At 60.1% G+C, this 17539-nt stretch carries 12 protein-coding genes; 6 read left to right on the forward strand and 6 right to left on the reverse strand.

Annotated features, from left to right (window positions below):
* Nucleotides 1–79: 79 nt before the first annotated feature.
* The 3 genes from T424_RS0105370 (at nucleotide 80) to T424_RS21700 (ending at nucleotide 3446) form a co-directional block, all read left to right on the forward strand.
* A complete protein-coding gene (locus T424_RS0105370) occupies nucleotides 80–1186 on the forward strand; it encodes an ABC transporter ATP-binding protein (protein WP_027486811.1) in 1107 nt (368 codons plus the stop codon).
* Between the two features lie 177 nt (nucleotides 1187–1363).
* Entirely contained in the window at nucleotides 1364–1771 is a 408-nt protein-coding gene (locus T424_RS0105375; RefSeq protein WP_027486812.1) for a hypothetical protein, read from the forward strand.
* 367 nt (nucleotides 1772–2138) lie between these two features.
* Complete coding sequence (locus T424_RS21700) at nucleotides 2139–3446, forward strand: DUF2778 domain-containing protein (protein ID WP_084268390.1); 1308 nt, start codon at nucleotides 2139–2141, stop codon at nucleotides 3444–3446.
* A 71-nt stretch (nucleotides 3447–3517) separates the two neighbouring features.
* On the opposite strand, the gene T424_RS20270 is transcribed toward T424_RS21700, so the two are convergent.
* The 6 genes from T424_RS20270 to T424_RS0105410 all read right to left on the reverse strand — a co-directional run bounded on the left by T424_RS20270 (nucleotide 3518) and on the right by T424_RS0105410 (nucleotide 12727).
* Entirely contained in the window at nucleotides 3518–5194 is a 1677-nt protein-coding gene (locus T424_RS20270) for a methyl-accepting chemotaxis protein (protein ID WP_037066672.1), read from the reverse strand.
* A 400-nt stretch (nucleotides 5195–5594) separates the two neighbouring features.
* The gene (gene edd / locus T424_RS0105390) at nucleotides 5595–7412 is read right to left on the reverse strand and encodes a phosphogluconate dehydratase (RefSeq protein ID WP_027486813.1); all 1818 of its coding nucleotides are present in this window, start codon (nucleotides 7410–7412) and stop codon (nucleotides 5595–5597) included.
* Between the two features lie 140 nt (nucleotides 7413–7552).
* Nucleotides 7553–8248 (reverse strand): 6-phosphogluconolactonase, encoded by a 696-nt coding sequence (gene pgl, locus T424_RS0105395; protein WP_027486814.1) that lies wholly within the window; start codon nucleotides 8246–8248, stop codon nucleotides 7553–7555.
* 74 nt (nucleotides 8249–8322) lie between these two features.
* Nucleotides 8323–9795: a glucose-6-phosphate dehydrogenase gene (zwf, locus tag T424_RS0105400; protein ID WP_027486815.1), complete on the reverse strand. Its 1473-nt coding sequence runs from the start codon at nucleotides 9793–9795 to the stop codon at nucleotides 8323–8325.
* A 94-nt stretch (nucleotides 9796–9889) separates the two neighbouring features.
* On the reverse strand, nucleotides 9890–11173 hold the full coding sequence (locus T424_RS0105405) for an NAD(P)/FAD-dependent oxidoreductase (protein ID WP_027486816.1): 1284 nt from the start codon (nucleotides 11171–11173) through the stop codon (nucleotides 9890–9892).
* A 117-nt stretch (nucleotides 11174–11290) separates the two neighbouring features.
* On the reverse strand, nucleotides 11291–12727 hold the full coding sequence (locus T424_RS0105410; protein WP_027486817.1) for a glutamine synthetase family protein: 1437 nt from the start codon (nucleotides 12725–12727) through the stop codon (nucleotides 11291–11293).
* Between the two features lie 129 nt (nucleotides 12728–12856).
* Between T424_RS0105410 and T424_RS0105415 the strand changes: the two genes are divergently transcribed.
* From T424_RS0105415 to T424_RS20275, 3 genes are all read left to right on the forward strand, one after another.
* Nucleotides 12857–14038: a BaiN/RdsA family NAD(P)/FAD-dependent oxidoreductase gene (locus T424_RS0105415; RefSeq protein WP_027486818.1), complete on the forward strand. Its 1182-nt coding sequence runs from the start codon at nucleotides 12857–12859 to the stop codon at nucleotides 14036–14038.
* A 207-nt stretch (nucleotides 14039–14245) separates the two neighbouring features.
* Nucleotides 14246–14386, forward strand: a complete 141-nt coding sequence (locus tag T424_RS22425) for a hypothetical protein (RefSeq protein ID WP_154664805.1) — start codon at nucleotides 14246–14248, stop codon at nucleotides 14384–14386.
* Nucleotides 14387–14947: 561 nt separating this feature from the next.
* A complete protein-coding gene (locus T424_RS20275; protein ID WP_037066675.1) occupies nucleotides 14948–17473 on the forward strand; it encodes a methyl-accepting chemotaxis protein in 2526 nt (841 codons plus the stop codon).
* The last annotated feature ends 66 nt before the right edge of the window (nucleotides 17474–17539 follow it).

A 17539-nucleotide genomic window follows, 5' to 3' on the forward strand; every position in this document is an offset into this window, starting at 1 on the left:
AAAGCGCTTGAGCATTTCCGGAGCGGGATAGGTCCGCTTTTCTGAAGGACAATGCCCTGGAGAATGAAAGGGGAGGACCATGGCTGGTCTCGTGCTGAAAGATGTTCGCAAGGCCTATGGAGAGGTCAAGGTTCTCCATGGCATCGATCTCGATATTGCCAAGGGGGAGTTCGTGGTCTTTGTCGGCCCGTCCGGCTGCGGAAAGTCCACCTTGCTGCGCATGATCGCCGGTCTGGAAGAGATCACCGACGGCGACCTTCTCATCGATGGCCAGAAGGTCAATACCGTGCCGCCCTCCAAACGCGGCATCGCCATGGTGTTTCAGTCCTATGCGCTCTATCCGCATATGACGGTGTTCGACAACATGGCATTCGGGATGCGAATAGCAGGGGAGAGCAAGGAAGAGATCGACCGCCGGGTGCGCGCGGCCGCTGCCATTCTCCAGCTTGAACCCTATCTGGATCGCCTGCCCAAGGCGCTTTCGGGCGGGCAGCGCCAGCGCGTTGCCATTGGCCGGGCCATTTGCCGCAACCCGAAGGTTTTTCTGTTCGACGAGCCGCTTTCCAACCTCGATGCCGCCTTGCGCGTGGCAACACGCATCGAGATTGCCAAGCTGCACGAGCAGATGCCCGATACCACGATGATCTACGTCACGCATGATCAGGTGGAGGCGATGACGCTGGCAGACCGGATCGTCGTGCTTTCGGCAGGGCGGATCGAGCAGGTGGGGGCGCCGCTGGAGCTTTACGAGCGGCCAGCCAATCTCTTCGTCGCCCGTTTCATTGGCTCACCGGCCATGAACATCCTGCCCGGAACCGTGGTGGAAACGGGATCGGTCACGCGCGTCATGCTCTCCGACCAGCGGCCTGTTTGCGTGCCGATAGAAACAGGCTTGAGCGACACCGGCGCCATGGCAAGCCTTGGTGTGCGCCCGGAAGACCTGACAGTGACAAAGGGCGATTCCTATCTCTTCGAAGCGAGCGTCACGCTGGTCGAGGCGCTTGGAGAAGTCACGCTGCTCTATGTGGAAGGCGCCATGTCGGTCGAGCCGCTTGTGGTGAAATTGCCCGGCATTGCTGCGATTTCGCGTGGTGAAACCCTGCGTTTTACGGCCGCGCCCGAGAAGCTTCATCTTTTCGACGGGCAGGGCAAGAGCTTCAGGCTGCGGGAAGGGCGGTCGCTTTAGGAGCGTCTTAACCAAAGCTCGATGCAGCGTTGTTTACCCCCGAATATCAGAGGGAAATAATCACCATCTGTTAAGACCCGGCCCCTAGCCTGAGCGTGTCGGCCAATCGTCGCAAACGGCCGAAGGAGACGTGTCCACGCAATCTGAACTGCGTGGAAAGGACTTGGGGGTAAATTCATGGCGCTCGCAACAAGCAATTCGCATTTCCTGAAAAAGGAAGAGTCCTTCATGTATGATCGGGAAAACCGCTTTCGCATGGAAGACACCATGAATGCCGGACGCCTTGAATATACCGAGAAAGGCATGACGCATATGGCCTCGCGCCGTTGCGACATCATCCGCATTTCGCAAAGCGGCGCCGTAATCGCGCTTCTCACCCAGTTCAACCTTCCCAAGCAATTTTACCTGGACATTCCAGACGCCCGCATCAACAAGATCGGCAGTCTGTTGATGAAGACCTTCTCCAACAACACCGCCGAAATCCGTTTTCTTCGTCTTTTGAACCAGAAGGAAATGGATCGCATCTTCGTTTTCTCCACGCACCCGGCGCATAAGGATCGGGTTCTGGACGTCAGGTCGTGGTGAGGGCGCTCACGTTTATGTGAGAATAGCAGAATATTGCTATGTTTTGAGGGAGGCGGGGCCTCCCTTTTGCCGTTTTGCGACAAAAATGTCGTATTTCATCCGCCTTTTGGTTAACGGACGGGGCGTGAGTCGAAAACGAGCTGTTTTGTAAACTCTTTAGTTACCAAGTTTCTTCATTCTTTGGCTGTCATCGACAGGTTTGCCTCAGCCGAACGAATGCCGAAGCCCGCGCCTTGGCGCAAGCGTCCGGACCATTGTCTGTCGGTGAGCGGGGCGGTTGAACCTCTCCATGATTTTGTGTTGACCGCATGACGGCGGGGCAGGGCGCATTGCGCCGGCACGCGCCATGCAACAGGCGAGTTGAAGTATGGCGTTCGCGAGCGAAACCTTCGCTGCATTGGCAGTTCAGCGTTCTGGAAAGTCTTTCCTGCCTTCCATGAAGTCCAGTGCCGCCTGGTTGGGTGGTGGCGTGGCAATCGGCCTGTGGCTTGCGGCAACGCTATCGGCGCTGCATGGGCTGCCGTCGCTGTCACGAGGGGAGGTCGCTTTTTCCAGTCAGGGCAAGGCCGATCTGTTGCGCGCCAGCCTTCTGATGCCCTCGGCTCCGGTACAGACCGTCGCACCACTTCCGACGCCTGCCGAGCGGGAAGCGAAAATCGCGGCGATGCGCGCGCGCGCGCTCAAGGACATGCAGGTTCGCATCGCCCAGATCGAACTGGCGCGTGGGCCGGTGTCACGGCCGCTCGATCAGGCGGGACGGGCAATTCTCGAACAGGCGCTTGCCGCCTCCATCGCCGAGAGGGCGATTTCGCAGCGATGGGACGAGACATTGACCCGCGAAACCGCCGACCTCATGGCTGCCGCCGAGCGCGAGGCTGCGGTGAAAAAGGATCAGCAAATGGCCGCAGCCGTGCTGCAACAGGCCCCGCCACTCGACAGTCTGAAGGGCACCCCTGCGGAACTTGCTGCCGCAACCGTGGCGCCCCGGCCATCCGTGATGGAAAAAACCGCCGAGCAGCAGCAACTTGCCATGTTGCCGGACGATGTTCCGGCCCCGCTTTCACGTCCCAAGGATGATCCCTTTGCCAAGGTCATGGCTGAAGCCCGGCCGGAGACGCAGCCGGACGCGCCGAAGACCATTCCTTTGAAATCGGCCCCGGAAAAGACCGTGCCGAAGACCCTGATGGGCTATGCCCGCTCCAGCGACGTGATGGATGACGACGATAGCCCGTCGATTTTTCGCCGCCGTGCGGCTCTGCCCGGCCGGGGAAGCGGCGTTGCGGTCTATGATATTTCCGCGGCAACCGTGCATCTCCCAAGCGGGGAAAAGCTGGTCGCCCATTCCGGTCGCGGCGAAAACCGCGATAACCCTCGCTCTGTCCACATCAAGGACCGCGGCGCCACGCCTCCCAATGTCTACCGCCTGACCATGCGCGAAGCACTGTTCCATGGCGTGGAAGCCCTGCGCATGACGCCGGTGGGTGATGGCAAGATGTATGGCCGCGACGGCTTCCTGACCCATACCTATCTGTTGCGCGTTCGCGGCGATTCCAGTGGCTGCGTGGTCTTCGATCAATATCCGCGCTTCCTTGCTGCTTTCAAGCGTGGAGAGGTGCGCACGCTGATCGTCGTGCCGAGCATAAACGAACTGCCGCGCTACATGGCGCAATTGTAAGTTATCTCTTACGTTTAACGTCAATGTAAGATCGGCAAAAAAGGGAGTGATGTTCGCTCCCCTTTCAACCTTCAGGCCGCATAACGATTGGCGAGGGAAGGAGAGGCGCGTCCTTCCAGCTTGAAGCGGCTGATGAGTTCGCGCAGCCGGGCGGTTTCGCTGGCAAGCGTGGCGCTCGCAGCGTTCGATTCCTCGACCATGCCGGCATTCTGCTGTGTCACCTGATCCATCTGGTTGATGGCCTGATTGACGGCGACGAGACCGGTGGATTGTTCGCGGGTGGAACCGGCAATGGCCTGCATCAAGGTGTTGGCTTTTACCACATTGTCCTGAATGGTCTTGAGCGCTTCGCCGGTCTCGCTCACGAGCTTGACGCCGGTCTGGACCTCCTCTGAGGACTTGCGGATGAGTTCCTTGATTTCCTTGGCGGCATTGGCGGACCGCTGCGCCAGTTCACGCACTTCCTGCGCGACCACGGCAAAGCCCTTGCCGGCTTCGCCGGCGCGGGCCGCTTCCACACCGGCATTCAGCGCCAGAAGATTGGTCTGAAACGCAATTTCATCGATGACGCCGATAATGTTCGAGATCTGGCTGGACGAGGCTTCGATCCGCGCCATGGCGCTGACGGCTTCGGCCACGATCTGGCCGGAGCGTTCGGCGCTTGCGTCGGCAGCCTGCGTTGCCTGACGGGCCTCTTCGGCGCGCTGCGAGGCATTATTGACATTGACGGTGATCTCGTCGAGCGCGGCGGCCGTTTCCTCCAGCGAGGCGGCCTGTTGCTCTGTGCGCCTGGAAAGGTCCTGGGCGCTATGACTGATTTCGCGCGTACCGGAATCGATCAGGTCCGTGGACTGACTGACGGCCGAAAGCGTGCCGTTCAATTGCGAAATGGCCTCGTTCATGTTGTTGCGCAAGGATTCGAAATCAGCGGCAAAGGGCTTGGTCAGCTTGATGTCCAGATTGCCATTGGCCAGAGAGGCCAGCGCCGCACCGATCGTATCGACGGCATAGACCCGGTCGGTCACGTCCATGGCGAATTTGACGGCCTTCGTCACCCGGCCCTTCTCGTCGAGAATGGGGTTGTAAGAGGCGCTGATCACCAGTCTTTTGCCGCCCTTGCCGTAGCGAACGAATTCTTCCGCCTGATATTTGCCGCCGCGCAGCGCCGTCCAGAACTCCTGATAGGCCGGGGAAGCGGCATAATCCTTGTCCACGAACATGCTGTGATTTTTGCCCTCGATCTCCTCCAGCCGGTAGCCGAGCGCGTTCAGAAAATTCTGGTTGGCGCTGATGACATTGCCTTCCGGGGTAAAGGCGACGATGGCCTGGACACGGGTTATGGCTTGCATCTGGTTCTGATAGTCGAGATTGAGCAGGCGCTCTTTCGCATTTGCCCATTCCACCACGAAACCCGTGATGGTCGTGCCGTTTTTAAGCGGCGTCACGATGAGGTCGAATGCGCGTTGGCCGACCCAGATGGTGGCGCGGTGCTGGCTTTGCAGATTTGCCAGCATGGAGCGTTGATGGCCGGGATTCTTGTGAAATATGTCGATATTGCTGCCGATCAGCGATTGCATGTCGAAGCGCGGCAATTCCTTCTTCAGGTCGCTTTCCGCTTCGGAAAGCAGCGTTTTGACCGCGCCGTTCATATAACGGATGTTGAGCCTGGCATCTGCGATCATGATGTTGGCGTTGATCGTTTCCAACGCCGCCAGTTTCGATCTGGTTTCTTTCGATAGTCCGTACATGGCAGCCCCTGCGCTAGAGCACAATCCGACCCGAGTGAAAATGGATCGACAGGATTATGCTGCAAAAAGATCATCCTGGAGCGCCGATGCGATTCAATTGGACCGGCACTGCAAGCCCGTGAACCGCGGCCAGGCCGCGATCCGTCTTCCGAGCGCAAGAGAAGCATTTACGCTAAAAATTACCCCCCGGATCACAGGGTCAAGGTAAATATTAGAGATAACAAAAGAGTTAATGGAACAAAATGCACAGCGCTCGAATCTGCTTCAGGGGCGTCGTCGCGGTGGCCCCGGCATCAAGCTTGCAATGCCATGCATTTGATGAACGGCGTGATGTTATGAGAGGTACAGGCCACGTGCCTGTTGCAGCAGCCTGCCAGCGGTGTTTTGGTGCTCGCAAGCGTCAATAAAGCACGCTTGCGCCCATGTCCGCAGGTCCGGCGACCCGGCGCAGCGGCGCAAACAATTCCCTGCCCATGCCGTATTCGTTTTCCGAAAGATCGATCTTCACCGCCTCGCGGGCGTTGAAGGTTTCTGCATCAAGCAGCACCTCCAGCGTTCCGCTCACGGCATCGAGCCGCAGCATATCGCCATCGCGGATTTTGGCGATGGCGCCGCCATCCACCGCTTCCGGCGTCACGTGGATTGCTGCCGGAACCTTGCCCGAAGCACCCGACATGCGCCCGTCGGTGACGAGGGCCACCTTGTAGCCGCGATCCTGCAAAACACCCAGGGAAGGGGTGAGCTTGTGCAGTTCCGGCATTCCGCAGGCCTTTGGCCCCTGGAAACGCACGACGGCCACGAAATCGCGATTCAGTTCGCCGCGCTTGAAGGCATCCTGCATGTCCTGCTGGCTATGGAAGACCAGTGCCGGTGCCTCGATCACATGCCGTTCCGGCTTGACGGCGGAAATCTTGATGACTGCCTTGCCAATATTGCCGGTCAGCATCTTCAGGCCGCCATTAGCCTGGAAGGGGGTCTCGATCCGGGCCAGCACCTTCGGATCATGGCTGTCTTCGGGGGCAGGCTGGCGGGCAACGGTGCCGTCTTCATTCAGCTTCGGCTCGATCGTATAGGCGGCAAGACCTTGACCATAGACGGTGCGGACATCGTCATGCAGCAGGCCGCCGCGCAGAAGCTGTTTGATGAGATAGCCCATGCCGCCTGCGGCATGGAAGTGGTTCACATCGGCAAGCCCGTTGGGATAGACGCGGGCCAGAAGCGGCACGATGTCGGAAAGATCGGAAATATCCTGCCACGTCAATTGAATGCCGCCCGCCCGCGCCATGGCGATCAGGTGCATGGTATGGTTGGTGGAGCCGCCGGTGGCGTGCAGGCCCACGACGCCGTTGATGATGGAGCGCTCGTCGATCATCTCGCCGGCAGGCGTAAACTCGTTGCCGAGGGCGGTAATCTGCAAGGCGCGTTTGGCGGCTTCCCGGGTCAGCGCGTCGCGCAGCGGCGTGCCGGGATTGACGAAGGAGGCGCCCGGCAGATGGAAGCCCATGATTTCCATCAGCATCTGGTTGGAGTTGGCCGTGCCGTAGAAGGTGCAGGTGCCCGGACCGTGATAGGATCTGGATTCGGCCTCCAGCAATTCGGCGCGGCCCACCTTGCCCTCGGCATAGAGTTGGCGCACGCGCACCTTTTCATCATTCGCCAGCCCCGACGTCATCGGGCCTGCCGGCACGAAGACGGCGGGCAGATGGCCAAAGGTCAGGGCCGCGATCATCAGGCCGGGCACGATCTTGTCGCAAACGCCAAGATAGACCGTACTGTCGAACATGTTGTGCGAAAGCCCGATGCCTGCCGCCATGGCGATCACGTCGCGGGAAAACAGCGAAAGCTCCATGCCCGGCTGGCCCTGCGTCACACCATCGCACATGGCCGGAACACCGCCCGCCACCTGCGCCACGCCGCCTGCTTCGCGGGCGGCTTCACGGATCAGCGCCGGATAGGTCTCGAAGGGCTGATGGGCCGAAAGCATGTCGTTATAGGCGGTGATGATGCCGAGATTGGGGACCACATCGCCCGCAAGGGCGGCCTTGTCCCCGGAGGAACAGACGGCAAAGCCGTGGGCGAGATTGCCGCAGGCAAGAGATGCACGGTGAACGCCCTTGGAGGCGGCGCGCTGCACACGGTCGAGATAGGGTTCGCGCGTCGGCTTCGACCTCTCGACGAGGCGCCGGGTGATGGCTTCAATGCGATGATCGGCACTCATGGAGCAAACTTCCTTCCAAAGCACGTTCCGGAAAGGGGAGACCGGATTTCCGAACGTGGATCTCAGTGATTGCGGGTGAATGGAGCGATCCGCTCGACATTCCCCGCCGCGTTCCGGGGCAGGTTTGGCCCGAAGGCGCCTTATGGCGCCCAATAGATGTCGGTCTTCGAAGGCGCGCGTTCAAGTACGGCCCTGATCGGCATTTCGGCCTCGTCCGTGCCGGAAAGCGCCTTTTCCAGCACCGTCTTTTTCTCCACTCCTTCGATGTGCAGCACCAGAAGACCGGCATCGGCGAGAGCCGAAAAGGAGAAGGTCAGGCGCGGTTCGCCCGCACCTGCCGCTTCCATGGTCATGACCCGGCGCGGTGCCGCAAGATCAAGCGCGGCGGCCAGATGATTGCCGCCGGGGAAAAAGGAGGCCGTGTGGCCATCCGTGCCCATGCCGAGAATGACGACATCGAAGGGGTAAAGCGTTTCGGTTTCGAGGCTGGCGACCCGTGCGGCGGCGTCGATATTGGCTTGCGGATGAAAAAGCGGCACGAAGCGGGCGCTGGCCGCTTCTGCCTTCAGGAGATGGGTTTTCACCAGCAGATGGTTGGAGCGTGCATTGTCTTCCGGCACGAAACGCTCATCCACCAGCGTCACGTAAACCTTTTCCCATGCCAGCGGCATCCGGGAGAGGGCCTCGAAAAACGCCTTGGGCGTGGAGCCGCCGGAAACGGCCAAAGCTGCCCTGCCGCGCGCGGCAATCGCTGCGGACAGCGCAGACGCCACCCGCCCGGCAAGGGCGGCCGCCAGAGCCGCGCCATTTTCGAAGGTCAGCAAGTCATGCGCCATGCATCAACTCCTTGAGACAGTGTGCGCAGCTGCCTGAGAGGGGCTTTGCATCCGCACATGTACAAACACGATTTTCAATCAACTTCATGCCAGGTGCGGCCATCGCGCTCGATCAGCGCAATCGCCTGGCTCGGTCCCCAGGTGCCGGAGGTGTAACCCTGGGCGCGCTGGCCCAGTTCTTCCCAACCCTTGAGGATAGGGTCCACCCAGTTCCACGCGGCTTCCACCTCGTCGCGGCGCATGAACAGCGTCTGGTTGGAGCGCACCACATCCATCAGCAGGCGCTCATAGGCGTCGGGGTTGCGCACGCCGAAGGATTCGGCAAAGCTCATGTCCAGCGAGATATGGCGAAGGCGCATACCGCCGGGGCCGGGATCCTTGATCATCAGCCATTGCTTGACGCCTTCATCCGGTTGCAGGCGAATGACCAGCTGGTTGGCTTCGATGCGGCCTGCGGCCTCGTCGAAGATGGAATGCGGGATCGGCTTGAACTGGATGACGATTTCCGAAACACGCTGTGCCAGCCGCTTGCCGGTGCGCAGATAGAAGGGCACGCCTGCCCAGCGCCAGTTGTTGATCTCGGCCTTGATCGCCACGAAGGTTTCGGTGTCGGAGGCTGCTTCCAGCTCTTCCGTATAGCCTTTGACGGGTCCGCCTGCCGAAGCGCCTGCCTTGTACTGGCCGCGCACCGTCATTTTTTCGACATTGGCCGTTTCGATGGGCTTGAGGGCGCGCAGCACCTTGAGCTTTTCGTCGCGCAGTGCCTCGGAATTCATCGAGGAGGGCGCTTCCATGGCGACAAGGCAGAGCAATTGCAGAATGTGGTTCTGCACCATGTCGCGCAGCGCGCCTGCCTTGTCGTAATAGGTGACGCGGCCTTCGAGGCCTACGGATTCAGCCACGGTGATCTGCACATGGTCGATATGGGCGGAGTTCCACAAGGGCTCGTAAAGCGCATTGGCAAAGCGCAGCGCCATCAGGTTCTGCACCGTCTCCTTGCCGAGATAGTGGTCGATGCGGAAGATCTGATCTTCCTTGAAAACCTTGCCGATGGTGTCGTTCAGCGCCTGAGCGGACACGAGGTCGCGGCCGATCGGCTTTTCCACCACGATCCGTGTGGATTTGGTGATGAGCTTGTGATCGCGGATACGCTCGGCAATATCGCCGAAGATGGAGGGCGAGACGGCCAGATAGAAGGCGCGCACGATGTCCTTGCCCTGATCCAGCAGCTTCTTCAGCTCGTCCCAGCCCTTGTCGGCCTTGGCATCGACCGAGACGTAGAACAGCCGGGCGCAGAATTTTTCGATCTCCTCGTCGCTCCACTCATCTTTCTTGATGAATTCCTTGAGCGCCTTTCTTGCGAATTCGCGATATTCGTCATGCGTCATGGGAGAGCGCGAGGCACCGATGATCCGCGTCGGCTCGGTCAGTTGACCGGCCAGCTGGCGGTGATAAAGAGCTGGAAGAAGCTTGCGTTCGGCAAGATCGCCTGTTCCCCCGAAAACAACATAGTCGAAAGGTTCGACGGGAATAATCTGGCTGCTCATAGGCGCGTCTCTCATTCTTGTCCGTTGATGGGCTTATAATTCAATCGATTTAAAAAAGCCAGCGGCAGGCCGGAAAAATCTGGGCGGCAAGCTTTCAGAACCTGTCGCGCAGCGCATACCAGCTCAGCGCCAGGAACAGAAGCGGTGAACGCAAACGTGATCCGCCGGGAAAGGCCGGGACTTTCAGCGCCTTGAACAGGTCCAGCTCCGTGGCCTGTCCCAGGAGCGATCGGGCGAACAGGGCGCCGCAATAGTTCGACAGCATCACGCCATGGCCGGAATAGCCCGCCACAGAAATGACGCCGGGCATGACCTCGCGGGCAAAGGGTTGCCGGTTCATGGTAATCCCTACGGACCCGCCCCAGGCATGGGTCATGTCTATATCAGACAGTTGCGGATAGATTTCCGCAATCTGGCGGCGGATATGGCGGGAAATGTCACGCGGGCTATCGGCGGTATAGGCCTCGCGGCCGCCAAACAGCAGGCGGCCATCGCGGCTCTTGCGGAAATAGCGCACCACGAAGCGGCTGTCAGCCACAGCCTCGTTGCCGGGAATGATGTCAGGAAAGGCATCGAGCGGAACGGTTGCCCCGATAAAGGAGCGGATCGGCATGACATGGGCGCTCGTGACCGGCTCCAGTCCGTTGATATAGGCATTGGTGGCAATCAGCACCTTCGATGCGGTAATCGTGCCTCTTTCGGTTTCGATCAGCGTTTTGCCGCTGGATGGGCGAAGGGCTTTGGCGGCTGTCATCTCGTGCAGATGGGCGCCTGCATTGGCGGCCACCCGCGCCAACCCCGCCAGAAGTTTCAGCGGATGGATATGGCCGGTGCCGATGTCATGTATGCCGCAGTGGTAATGGCTGGAGCCCAGCCTCTCAGCCGTTTCCTGCCGGTCCATGAAATGCATATGCGGATAGTTGAAGCGGGTGGCGGCAATCTCCACGCTGTCGCGATAGTCCTTTTCCTTGCCCTTCTTGTGTTCGACATTCATCTGTCCGGGCAGATATTCCATGTCGATCTGGTGTTCGCGGGCAAAGTCCAGCAGATAGGTCTTGGCATGTTCGGCCATGTCGAACAGGGCCTTGGCGCGCTCGAAGCCGAATTCGGCCTCCAGCTCCTCCGGCCAGGCGCGCTGGCCGGTGCCGAGTTGCCCGCCATTGCGGCCGGAAGCGCCATCGCCGAAGCGGTTGGCATCGATCAGCACCACCTTCACGCCCGCCTTCGCCAGCAGAAAGGCGGCCTGCAAACCCGTGAAGCCACCGCCGATAATGGCGGCATCCGCCGTGACCGACCCGTCAAGGGCGGCGTAAGCGGGGCGTTCGTCCACGGTGGCCTGATACCAGGAGAGGCCCGGCGCGATTGGGCTTTGCCACATGGGAGTTCCTTTCCGGTGTGTCTGCCTGTCTTGCGACCGCAGGCAAACACACGACCTCTTTGTCTTTACGTCTCTGCGAACGGAAACCCGCTTCCATTTGACGGGAAATGCGCGAGTTCACACGTTCAAAAGCAGGAATTCCCTCTCCCATGGGCTGATGACCTGCATGAAGGTTTCAAACTCCCCCCGTTTGACACCGGCATAGATATTGATGAAATCGCGCCCGAAAACCTCCTCGAAATCGGGCTCGTCCTCCATCAGCGCCAAGGCTTCGAGAAGGCCGCGCGGCAGCTCGATCGAGCCTTCATTGGCGGTATCCTCGGTAGGGGCGGTGGGCTCTATCGCCTTGCAGATGCCGAGATAGCCGCTGCCCAGCGAGGCTGCCAGCGCCAGATAGGGATTGGCATCCGAGCTTGGCAGGCGGTTTTCCACGCGCCGCGCCTGCGGATCGGAGATCGGCACGCGAAAGGCCGTGGTGCGGTTGTCATAGCCCCAGGCATTGTTGACCGGGCAGGCCATGTCCGGTTGCAGGCGGCGATAGGAATTCACATAGGGCGCCATCATCACCAGCGCATTCGGCACATATTTCTGCATCCCGCCAATGAAGGCGAAGAACTCGCTGGAGGGCGAGCCATCGGGATTGGAAAAGATGTTCCTGCCCGTTTCCGCATCCACCACCGACTGGTGGATATGCATGGCGGAGCCCGGCTGGCCCTGCATGGGCTTGGCCATGAAGGTGGCGAAAATCCCGTGCTTCAGCGCCGCCTCGCGAATGGTGCGCTTGAACAGGAAAACCTGGTCGGCAAGCTCGATTGGGTCGCCATGCCGCAGGTTGATCTCAAGCTGCGCGGGGCCTTCCTCATGGATCAGCGTGTCGATTTCCAGACCCTGCTTCTCGGAGAAATGATAGATGTCGTCGATCAGCTCGTCGAATTCGTTGATCCCGGCAATGGAATAGCCCTGCCCGCCGAGAATGGAGCGGCCCGAACGGCCTTTGGGCGGCTGCAACGGATAATCGGGATCGTCGTTCTTGGCGACGAGGTAAAATTCGATTTCCGGCGCGACCACCGGCTTCCAGCCCTTTTTCTCGTAAAGGGAAAGCACCTTTTTCAGGACATTGCGCGGCGTATAGCTGACCGGCTCGCCATTGGTATCGACAATGTCGCAAATCACCTGCGCGGTGGGGTCGGTTTCCCAGGGTACGACCGACAGGGTGGACAGATCCGGCATCAGCTTGATGTCGTTGTCGCGGGCATCGTAGCGGAAGTTTTCCGTCTCGTCGGGATATTCGCCGGAAATCGTGTGGCGATAAAGCGCCGAGGGCAGGGCAAGCGAGGTGTTGCCGGTGAATTTCGAAGTCGGCATCATCTTGCCGCGCGGTACGCCCGCAAGGTCGGGGGTGATGCATTCGATGTCTTCGATGCCGCGGGCTCTCAGCCAGCTTGCGGCTTCCTTCCAGGTCTTGACGCCGCGCTTTCCATCGGTGTCCGGGGGCATCAGGGTTTTCTTGGATGCTGCGCCTTTGGGTCTGAGCATTGTCTTTCTTGCAGGCATGTCTCACCGAGCTGGAGTTGATCCTGCCCCATCATAGCCGTCTGAAACGAATTGGCGAGGGGGAAGCGGGGAATTGACATTGATTTCATATTCGAAAAGGAAGCATTCACAGCAAGAAGGAGCCCGGACGTGGCAAGACAGGTTGACGTGCTGATTATCGGTGCCGGGGCGGCAGGCATGATGGCGGGCATTTTCGCAGCCCGCCGCGGCAGGCGTGTGCTGATCCTCGATCATGCGCGGGCACCGGGCGAAAAAATCCGCATTTCCGGTGGCGGGCGCTGCAATTTCACCAATATCCATGCGGGGCCGAAAAACTACCTTTCATCCAATCCGCATTTCGCCAAATCCGCCCTTGCCCGGTTCACGCCGCAGGATTTTCTGGCCATGGTCGAGGGCCACGGCATCGGCTGGCATGAAAAGACACTGGGCCAGCTTTTTTGCAATGACAGCGCCCGCGACATCATCCGCATGTTGACGGCGGAACTGGCCGATGCGGGTGCGGAGCTTCACTTGCAATGCGAGATCGACGATCTCGAAAAAACCGCTGCCGGCTTTCGTTTACGTTGTAGCGCGGGCGAGATTATCGCCGCCAGCGTGATCGTCGCCAGTGGCGGCAAGTCCATTCCCAAAATGGGGGCGACAGGGCTTGCCTATCGCATTGCCGGGCAATTCGGGCTTGGCCTGATCGAAACCCGGCCCGGACTTGTGCCCCTGACGCTCGATCCGCAGCTTCTGGCCGAGCTTTCGGCCCTTTCCGGTGTGGCGGTGGATGCCGAGGCAAGCCATGGCAGAACACGGTTTCGCGAGGCACTGCTGTTTACCCACCGGGGGCTGAGCGGCCCGGCCATCTTGCAAATCTCGTCCTTCTGGCGGGAAGGCGAGGACATTCAGCTTGCAATCGAGCCGGATCGGGATTTTGCCGCGCTCCTCAAGGCGGCCAAGCGGGAGAACGGCAGGCAGGCGGCGCAAACCGCGCTTTCCCAGCATCTGCCCAAACGGCTGGCGCAGTATATTACGGAGCGGGAGGGGCTTGTGCGTCCGCTGGCCGACATGCCGGACAAGGCGCTGGAGGCGCTTGGGCAAAAGCTGCATTGCTGGCCGGTCACGCCAGCGGGTTCGGAGGGGTATCGCACCGCGGAGGTGACGCTTGGCGGGGTCGATACCAGCCATCTCGATTCGAAAACCATGCAGGCAAAGACGGTGCCGGGGTTGTTTTTCATCGGTGAATGCGTGGATGTCACAGGCTGGCTCGGCGGTTATAATTTCCAGTGGGCCTGGGCCAGTGGCCATGCGGCGGGGCAGGCGGCCTGATGTACGCCGCTTTGCCTGCCTTCAGGCTTCAATGTTTTTTAGCTATACCCGAAATACGCCTCAATCTCGCCGCCATTTTCAAGACTTGTTAAGTTTGCTGAACCATCGTGAACATTGCCCGCTCCGTTTTCCTGTTGTTTCCTGCGGTTTGGGTCTAGGCTTGGCGTGAGAGATTGATTCTCTCCTGATTTTGGGAAAGTGCAGCCGATGAACACACCCATCCGCAAGGCGCGTGCCGTTGCCATCGCAAAAGCGCGCGAAGACATGAGCAAGATCGTTTTCCGCAGTGCCATGCTGGGCATGGGCGCCTGCGTGGCCCTTTCCGTTCTGGCGCTGCTTTACCGATAAAGGCTCTGTTTTCCAGCGCTTCCATGCCTTTGGCCGGGAGGGGATTTTGCGGGCTCCGGGTGCAGCCGGGGCCGTTTCCTGAGCCATGACCGATTGAGGCATGACTGATCTTGGGCGGAATGCATATTGCAGCCGCCGTCTGCGCCGCTCTGCCCGCGATGCCATCTTCGGCGTCTGCCATTCCGTCACGATTTTCCATTCGGACATGCGCAAAAACAAATGCTTGGAGCGCAACCTCTCTATACCTAAAATTTAGTTTCTTGCCCGAAGATGTCTTGCGGCACTATTCCTTCGATCGAAGTCGAAGTGTGGAATAATGCAGAAAATTCAACTTGGTACGGCGTCCTTTCTGCGTCTGATGCAACGCACGCAGATATAGGCTCAATCTTACGGAAGTGCTTGCTTGTTCAGAATTTCTTAGCTCGCACATGCGATGACCCGAGAAGGCACTCATAATAAAAAGACTATGCCTCGAAGCATTTCGGACTATGAGGACATCATGTTGCTGAGCCGGAATGTCGCAAAAGAACAATTTAGAGTAATCTAATTCGGGGATTTCGCATGTTCGTCGATCGTCTGCTTGCACGGTTCAGAATTCAAACAAAGGTTCTGGTTTTCATCTTTCCATTTATTCTGAGCATATCGGCGGTGGGCCTTACCGGACTTTATGCCTCCTCGCTGCTGCAAGCGCGCATGGACATGTCTTCTTCGGTTTTGCAGGCATTGAGCGGCTTCAAGAACGTTTATGCCGGGATGACACTGTTTCTCCAGCAGACCAGTGCGGAAACCAAGCAGGCGCTTGATGCGCGCGTCTCCGAGCAGATGGACGTGCTGACAAAGCTTGGCGGGGCTTTGCAGGGGGCTGAAGGCCGGGCAGAGGTCGAGGCGGCGATTTCCGGCACCAATGCCATGTCGGCGCAGGTCGGGCGTTTGTGGACACTCTATCAGGCCGAGCTTTCCGAACGGCACGGCATGGAGGCGGCGCTGGAGGAACTGGCCCGCAACCAGGCCGATCTCACGGCTGAGGCCAACGGCGTGCGTGACCGGATCGCCAATGACGAAGCGCGGGCGAAAGCCATGTTGCGCGAGGCCGAGAAGCTGACGCGCGGGGCAACCGTGCTGGCCAAGACGATGACGGATTACAACGCCTTGCAGGAGCCGCAGCAGCGTTTTGCGCTGCTGAAGGAGCATCTTGCCGAATTGAAGGATGTCAGCGCCGCCGTGCTTTCGGCGCTGCCTGCCGACCAGCGTGTGGTGGGGCAGGGCATTGCCGATAGCGTTCAGGTGATTGGCGATCAGGTGGATATTGGCGTGGTCAACGACGCGACCATCGGCACGCTGGACCGCGCCATCAATGTCATGCGGCCTTCCACCATTCGCTTGCAGGGGGCGGCTTCTCTCAAAGCCCGTGACGCAACCCAGGTCTTCGGGACCCTGGACAAGCCAATGGCCGAGGCGGCCTTGCTGGTGGATGCAACGCGCCAGATGACGGATGCAATGGACCGGGCGCAGCTTGGCGGGTCCCGCTTTCTGACCACGGCCAGCGCCCAGGCTGGCAAGACCTTCGATAGCTTGCTTTCCGGCATGAAGGAGCGTGCGGCCGCACTTGCCGCCAATCCGGCTCTTCCCGACGGTGCCAAGGCGCGTTTCGCCGCCATGGGGCCATTGGCCGAGCAGCTTTCAGCCAAGGCCCGCAAGTTGACGGCGCTTGCCGCCGACCGGGATAGCTCTTTCCGGCAGGCGGCCCAGGAAATCGACCAGCTCTGGTCGCGGCTCACCGGTTTTGCCGCCGTGCAGCAGGAGGCGGCCGACAGCGAGCGCAGTCAGGCTAACCGGATTTCTGTGGGCGCCATGTCGCTTGGCGTATTGATCGCCGTTTTTGCGGGAATTGGTCTGGTCGTGACGTTCAAGGGGCCGATCGGTCAGATCACGGCTGCCATGCGCAGGCTGGCGTCTGGCGACCTGCAAACCGACATCGCCGGCGATGCCCGTGCCGACGAGATCGGTGACATGGCCCGCGCCCTTGGCGTGTTCAAGGAAAATGCCGAGGCCAAGCTGCGCATCGAAGCCGAAAGCGAAAGGGAGCGCGCGGCAGCCGAGGCCGAACGCCAGCGCAACGATGCCGAAAAGCAGGAGGCCGACCGTCAGATCCAGTTTGCCGTTGCCGCCCTTGCCGAAGGGCTGGAGCGGTTGGCTGATGGCGATGTTTCGCGGACCATCGACACGCCCTTTACGGGACGGCTGGAGCAGCTCAGGCTCGATTTCAACCGTTCGCTGAACCGACTGCAAGGAACGCTGATGCAGATCAAGGGCAATGTCCAGTCCATTCAGGGCAATGTCCAGCAAATGGCCCAGGCGGCGGACGACCTTTCCCGCCGCACCGAAACCCAGGCCGCATCGCTGGAGGAAACGGCCGCCGCCGTCAACGAAGTCACCAGCAATGTACGTTCTGCCGCCGATCAGGCGCGGCAGGCCAATATGCAGGTGGGTGAAACGCGCCGCCATGCGGAAGGCTCTGTCGTGGTCGTCGGCAATGCCATTGCGGCCATGGGCCGCATCGAGGAGGCTTCGACCAAGATCGAGCAGATCATTGACGTGATTGAGGATATTGCCTTCCAGACCAATCTTCTGGCCCTGAATGCCGGTGTGGAGGCAGCACGCGCCGGGGAGGCGGGCAAGGGCTTTGCGGTGGTTGCGCAAGAGGTGCGCGAACTTGCCCAGCGTTCGGGCCGCGCCGCAAACGAGATCAAGGCGCTGATCCACACCTCGACGACCGAGGTCAATGCCGGTGCAAAGCTGGTGCAGGAGACGGGTGCTGCACTCACCGCCATCGGCCAGCAGATTTCCGCCATCAGCGAAACGGTGGAACGTATTGCCGCAACCAGCCGCGACCAGTCGGCAGCGCTTGGCGAGGTGAACGGCGCCGTGACCCAGATGGACCAGTTGACCCAGCAAAACGCGGCGATGGTGGAAGAAACCAGTGCCGCAAGCCGCCAGCTGGCCGAAGAGGCCGATCAATTGGCAAGCCTGCTCCAGCAGTTCAGAACGGAACAGGGCGCAGGCCGGGGTGCCCGTTACGCGGCCTGACAGGAAACCAGCCATTCCAAATAACAATAGCGCCGTGCCTCCCGCACGGCGCTATTGCATTGGCAA

The sequence above is a fragment of the Allorhizobium undicola ORS 992 = ATCC 700741 genome (assembly GCF_000621665.1).
GTDB lineage: Bacteria > Pseudomonadota > Alphaproteobacteria > Rhizobiales > Rhizobiaceae > Allorhizobium > Allorhizobium undicola.

Coding starts and splice junctions, on each gene's coding strand:
- T424_RS21700 (WP_084268390.1), top strand. CDS start 2,139: ATGGCGTTCGCGAGCGAAACCTTCGCTGCATTGGCAGTTCAGCGTTCT.
- T424_RS0105410 (WP_027486817.1), bottom strand. CDS start 12,727: ATGCCTGCAAGAAAGACAATGCTCAGACCCAAAGGCGCAGCATCCAAG.
- T424_RS0105375 (WP_027486812.1), top strand. CDS start 1,364: ATGGCGCTCGCAACAAGCAATTCGCATTTCCTGAAAAAGGAAGAGTCC.
- edd (WP_027486813.1), bottom strand. CDS start 7,412: ATGAGTGCCGATCATCGCATTGAAGCCATCACCCGGCGCCTCGTCGAG.
- T424_RS22425 (WP_154664805.1), top strand. CDS start 14,246: ATGAACACACCCATCCGCAAGGCGCGTGCCGTTGCCATCGCAAAAGCG.
- zwf (WP_027486815.1), bottom strand. CDS start 9,795: ATGAGCAGCCAGATTATTCCCGTCGAACCTTTCGACTATGTTGTTTTC.
- T424_RS20275 (WP_037066675.1), top strand. CDS start 14,948: ATGTTCGTCGATCGTCTGCTTGCACGGTTCAGAATTCAAACAAAGGTT.
- pgl (WP_027486814.1), bottom strand. CDS start 8,248: ATGGCGCATGACTTGCTGACCTTCGAAAATGGCGCGGCTCTGGCGGCC.
- T424_RS0105405 (WP_027486816.1), bottom strand. CDS start 11,173: ATGTGGCAAAGCCCAATCGCGCCGGGCCTCTCCTGGTATCAGGCCACC.
- T424_RS20270 (WP_037066672.1), bottom strand. CDS start 5,194: ATGTACGGACTATCGAAAGAAACCAGATCGAAACTGGCGGCGTTGGAA.
- T424_RS0105370 (WP_027486811.1), top strand. CDS start 80: ATGGCTGGTCTCGTGCTGAAAGATGTTCGCAAGGCCTATGGAGAGGTC.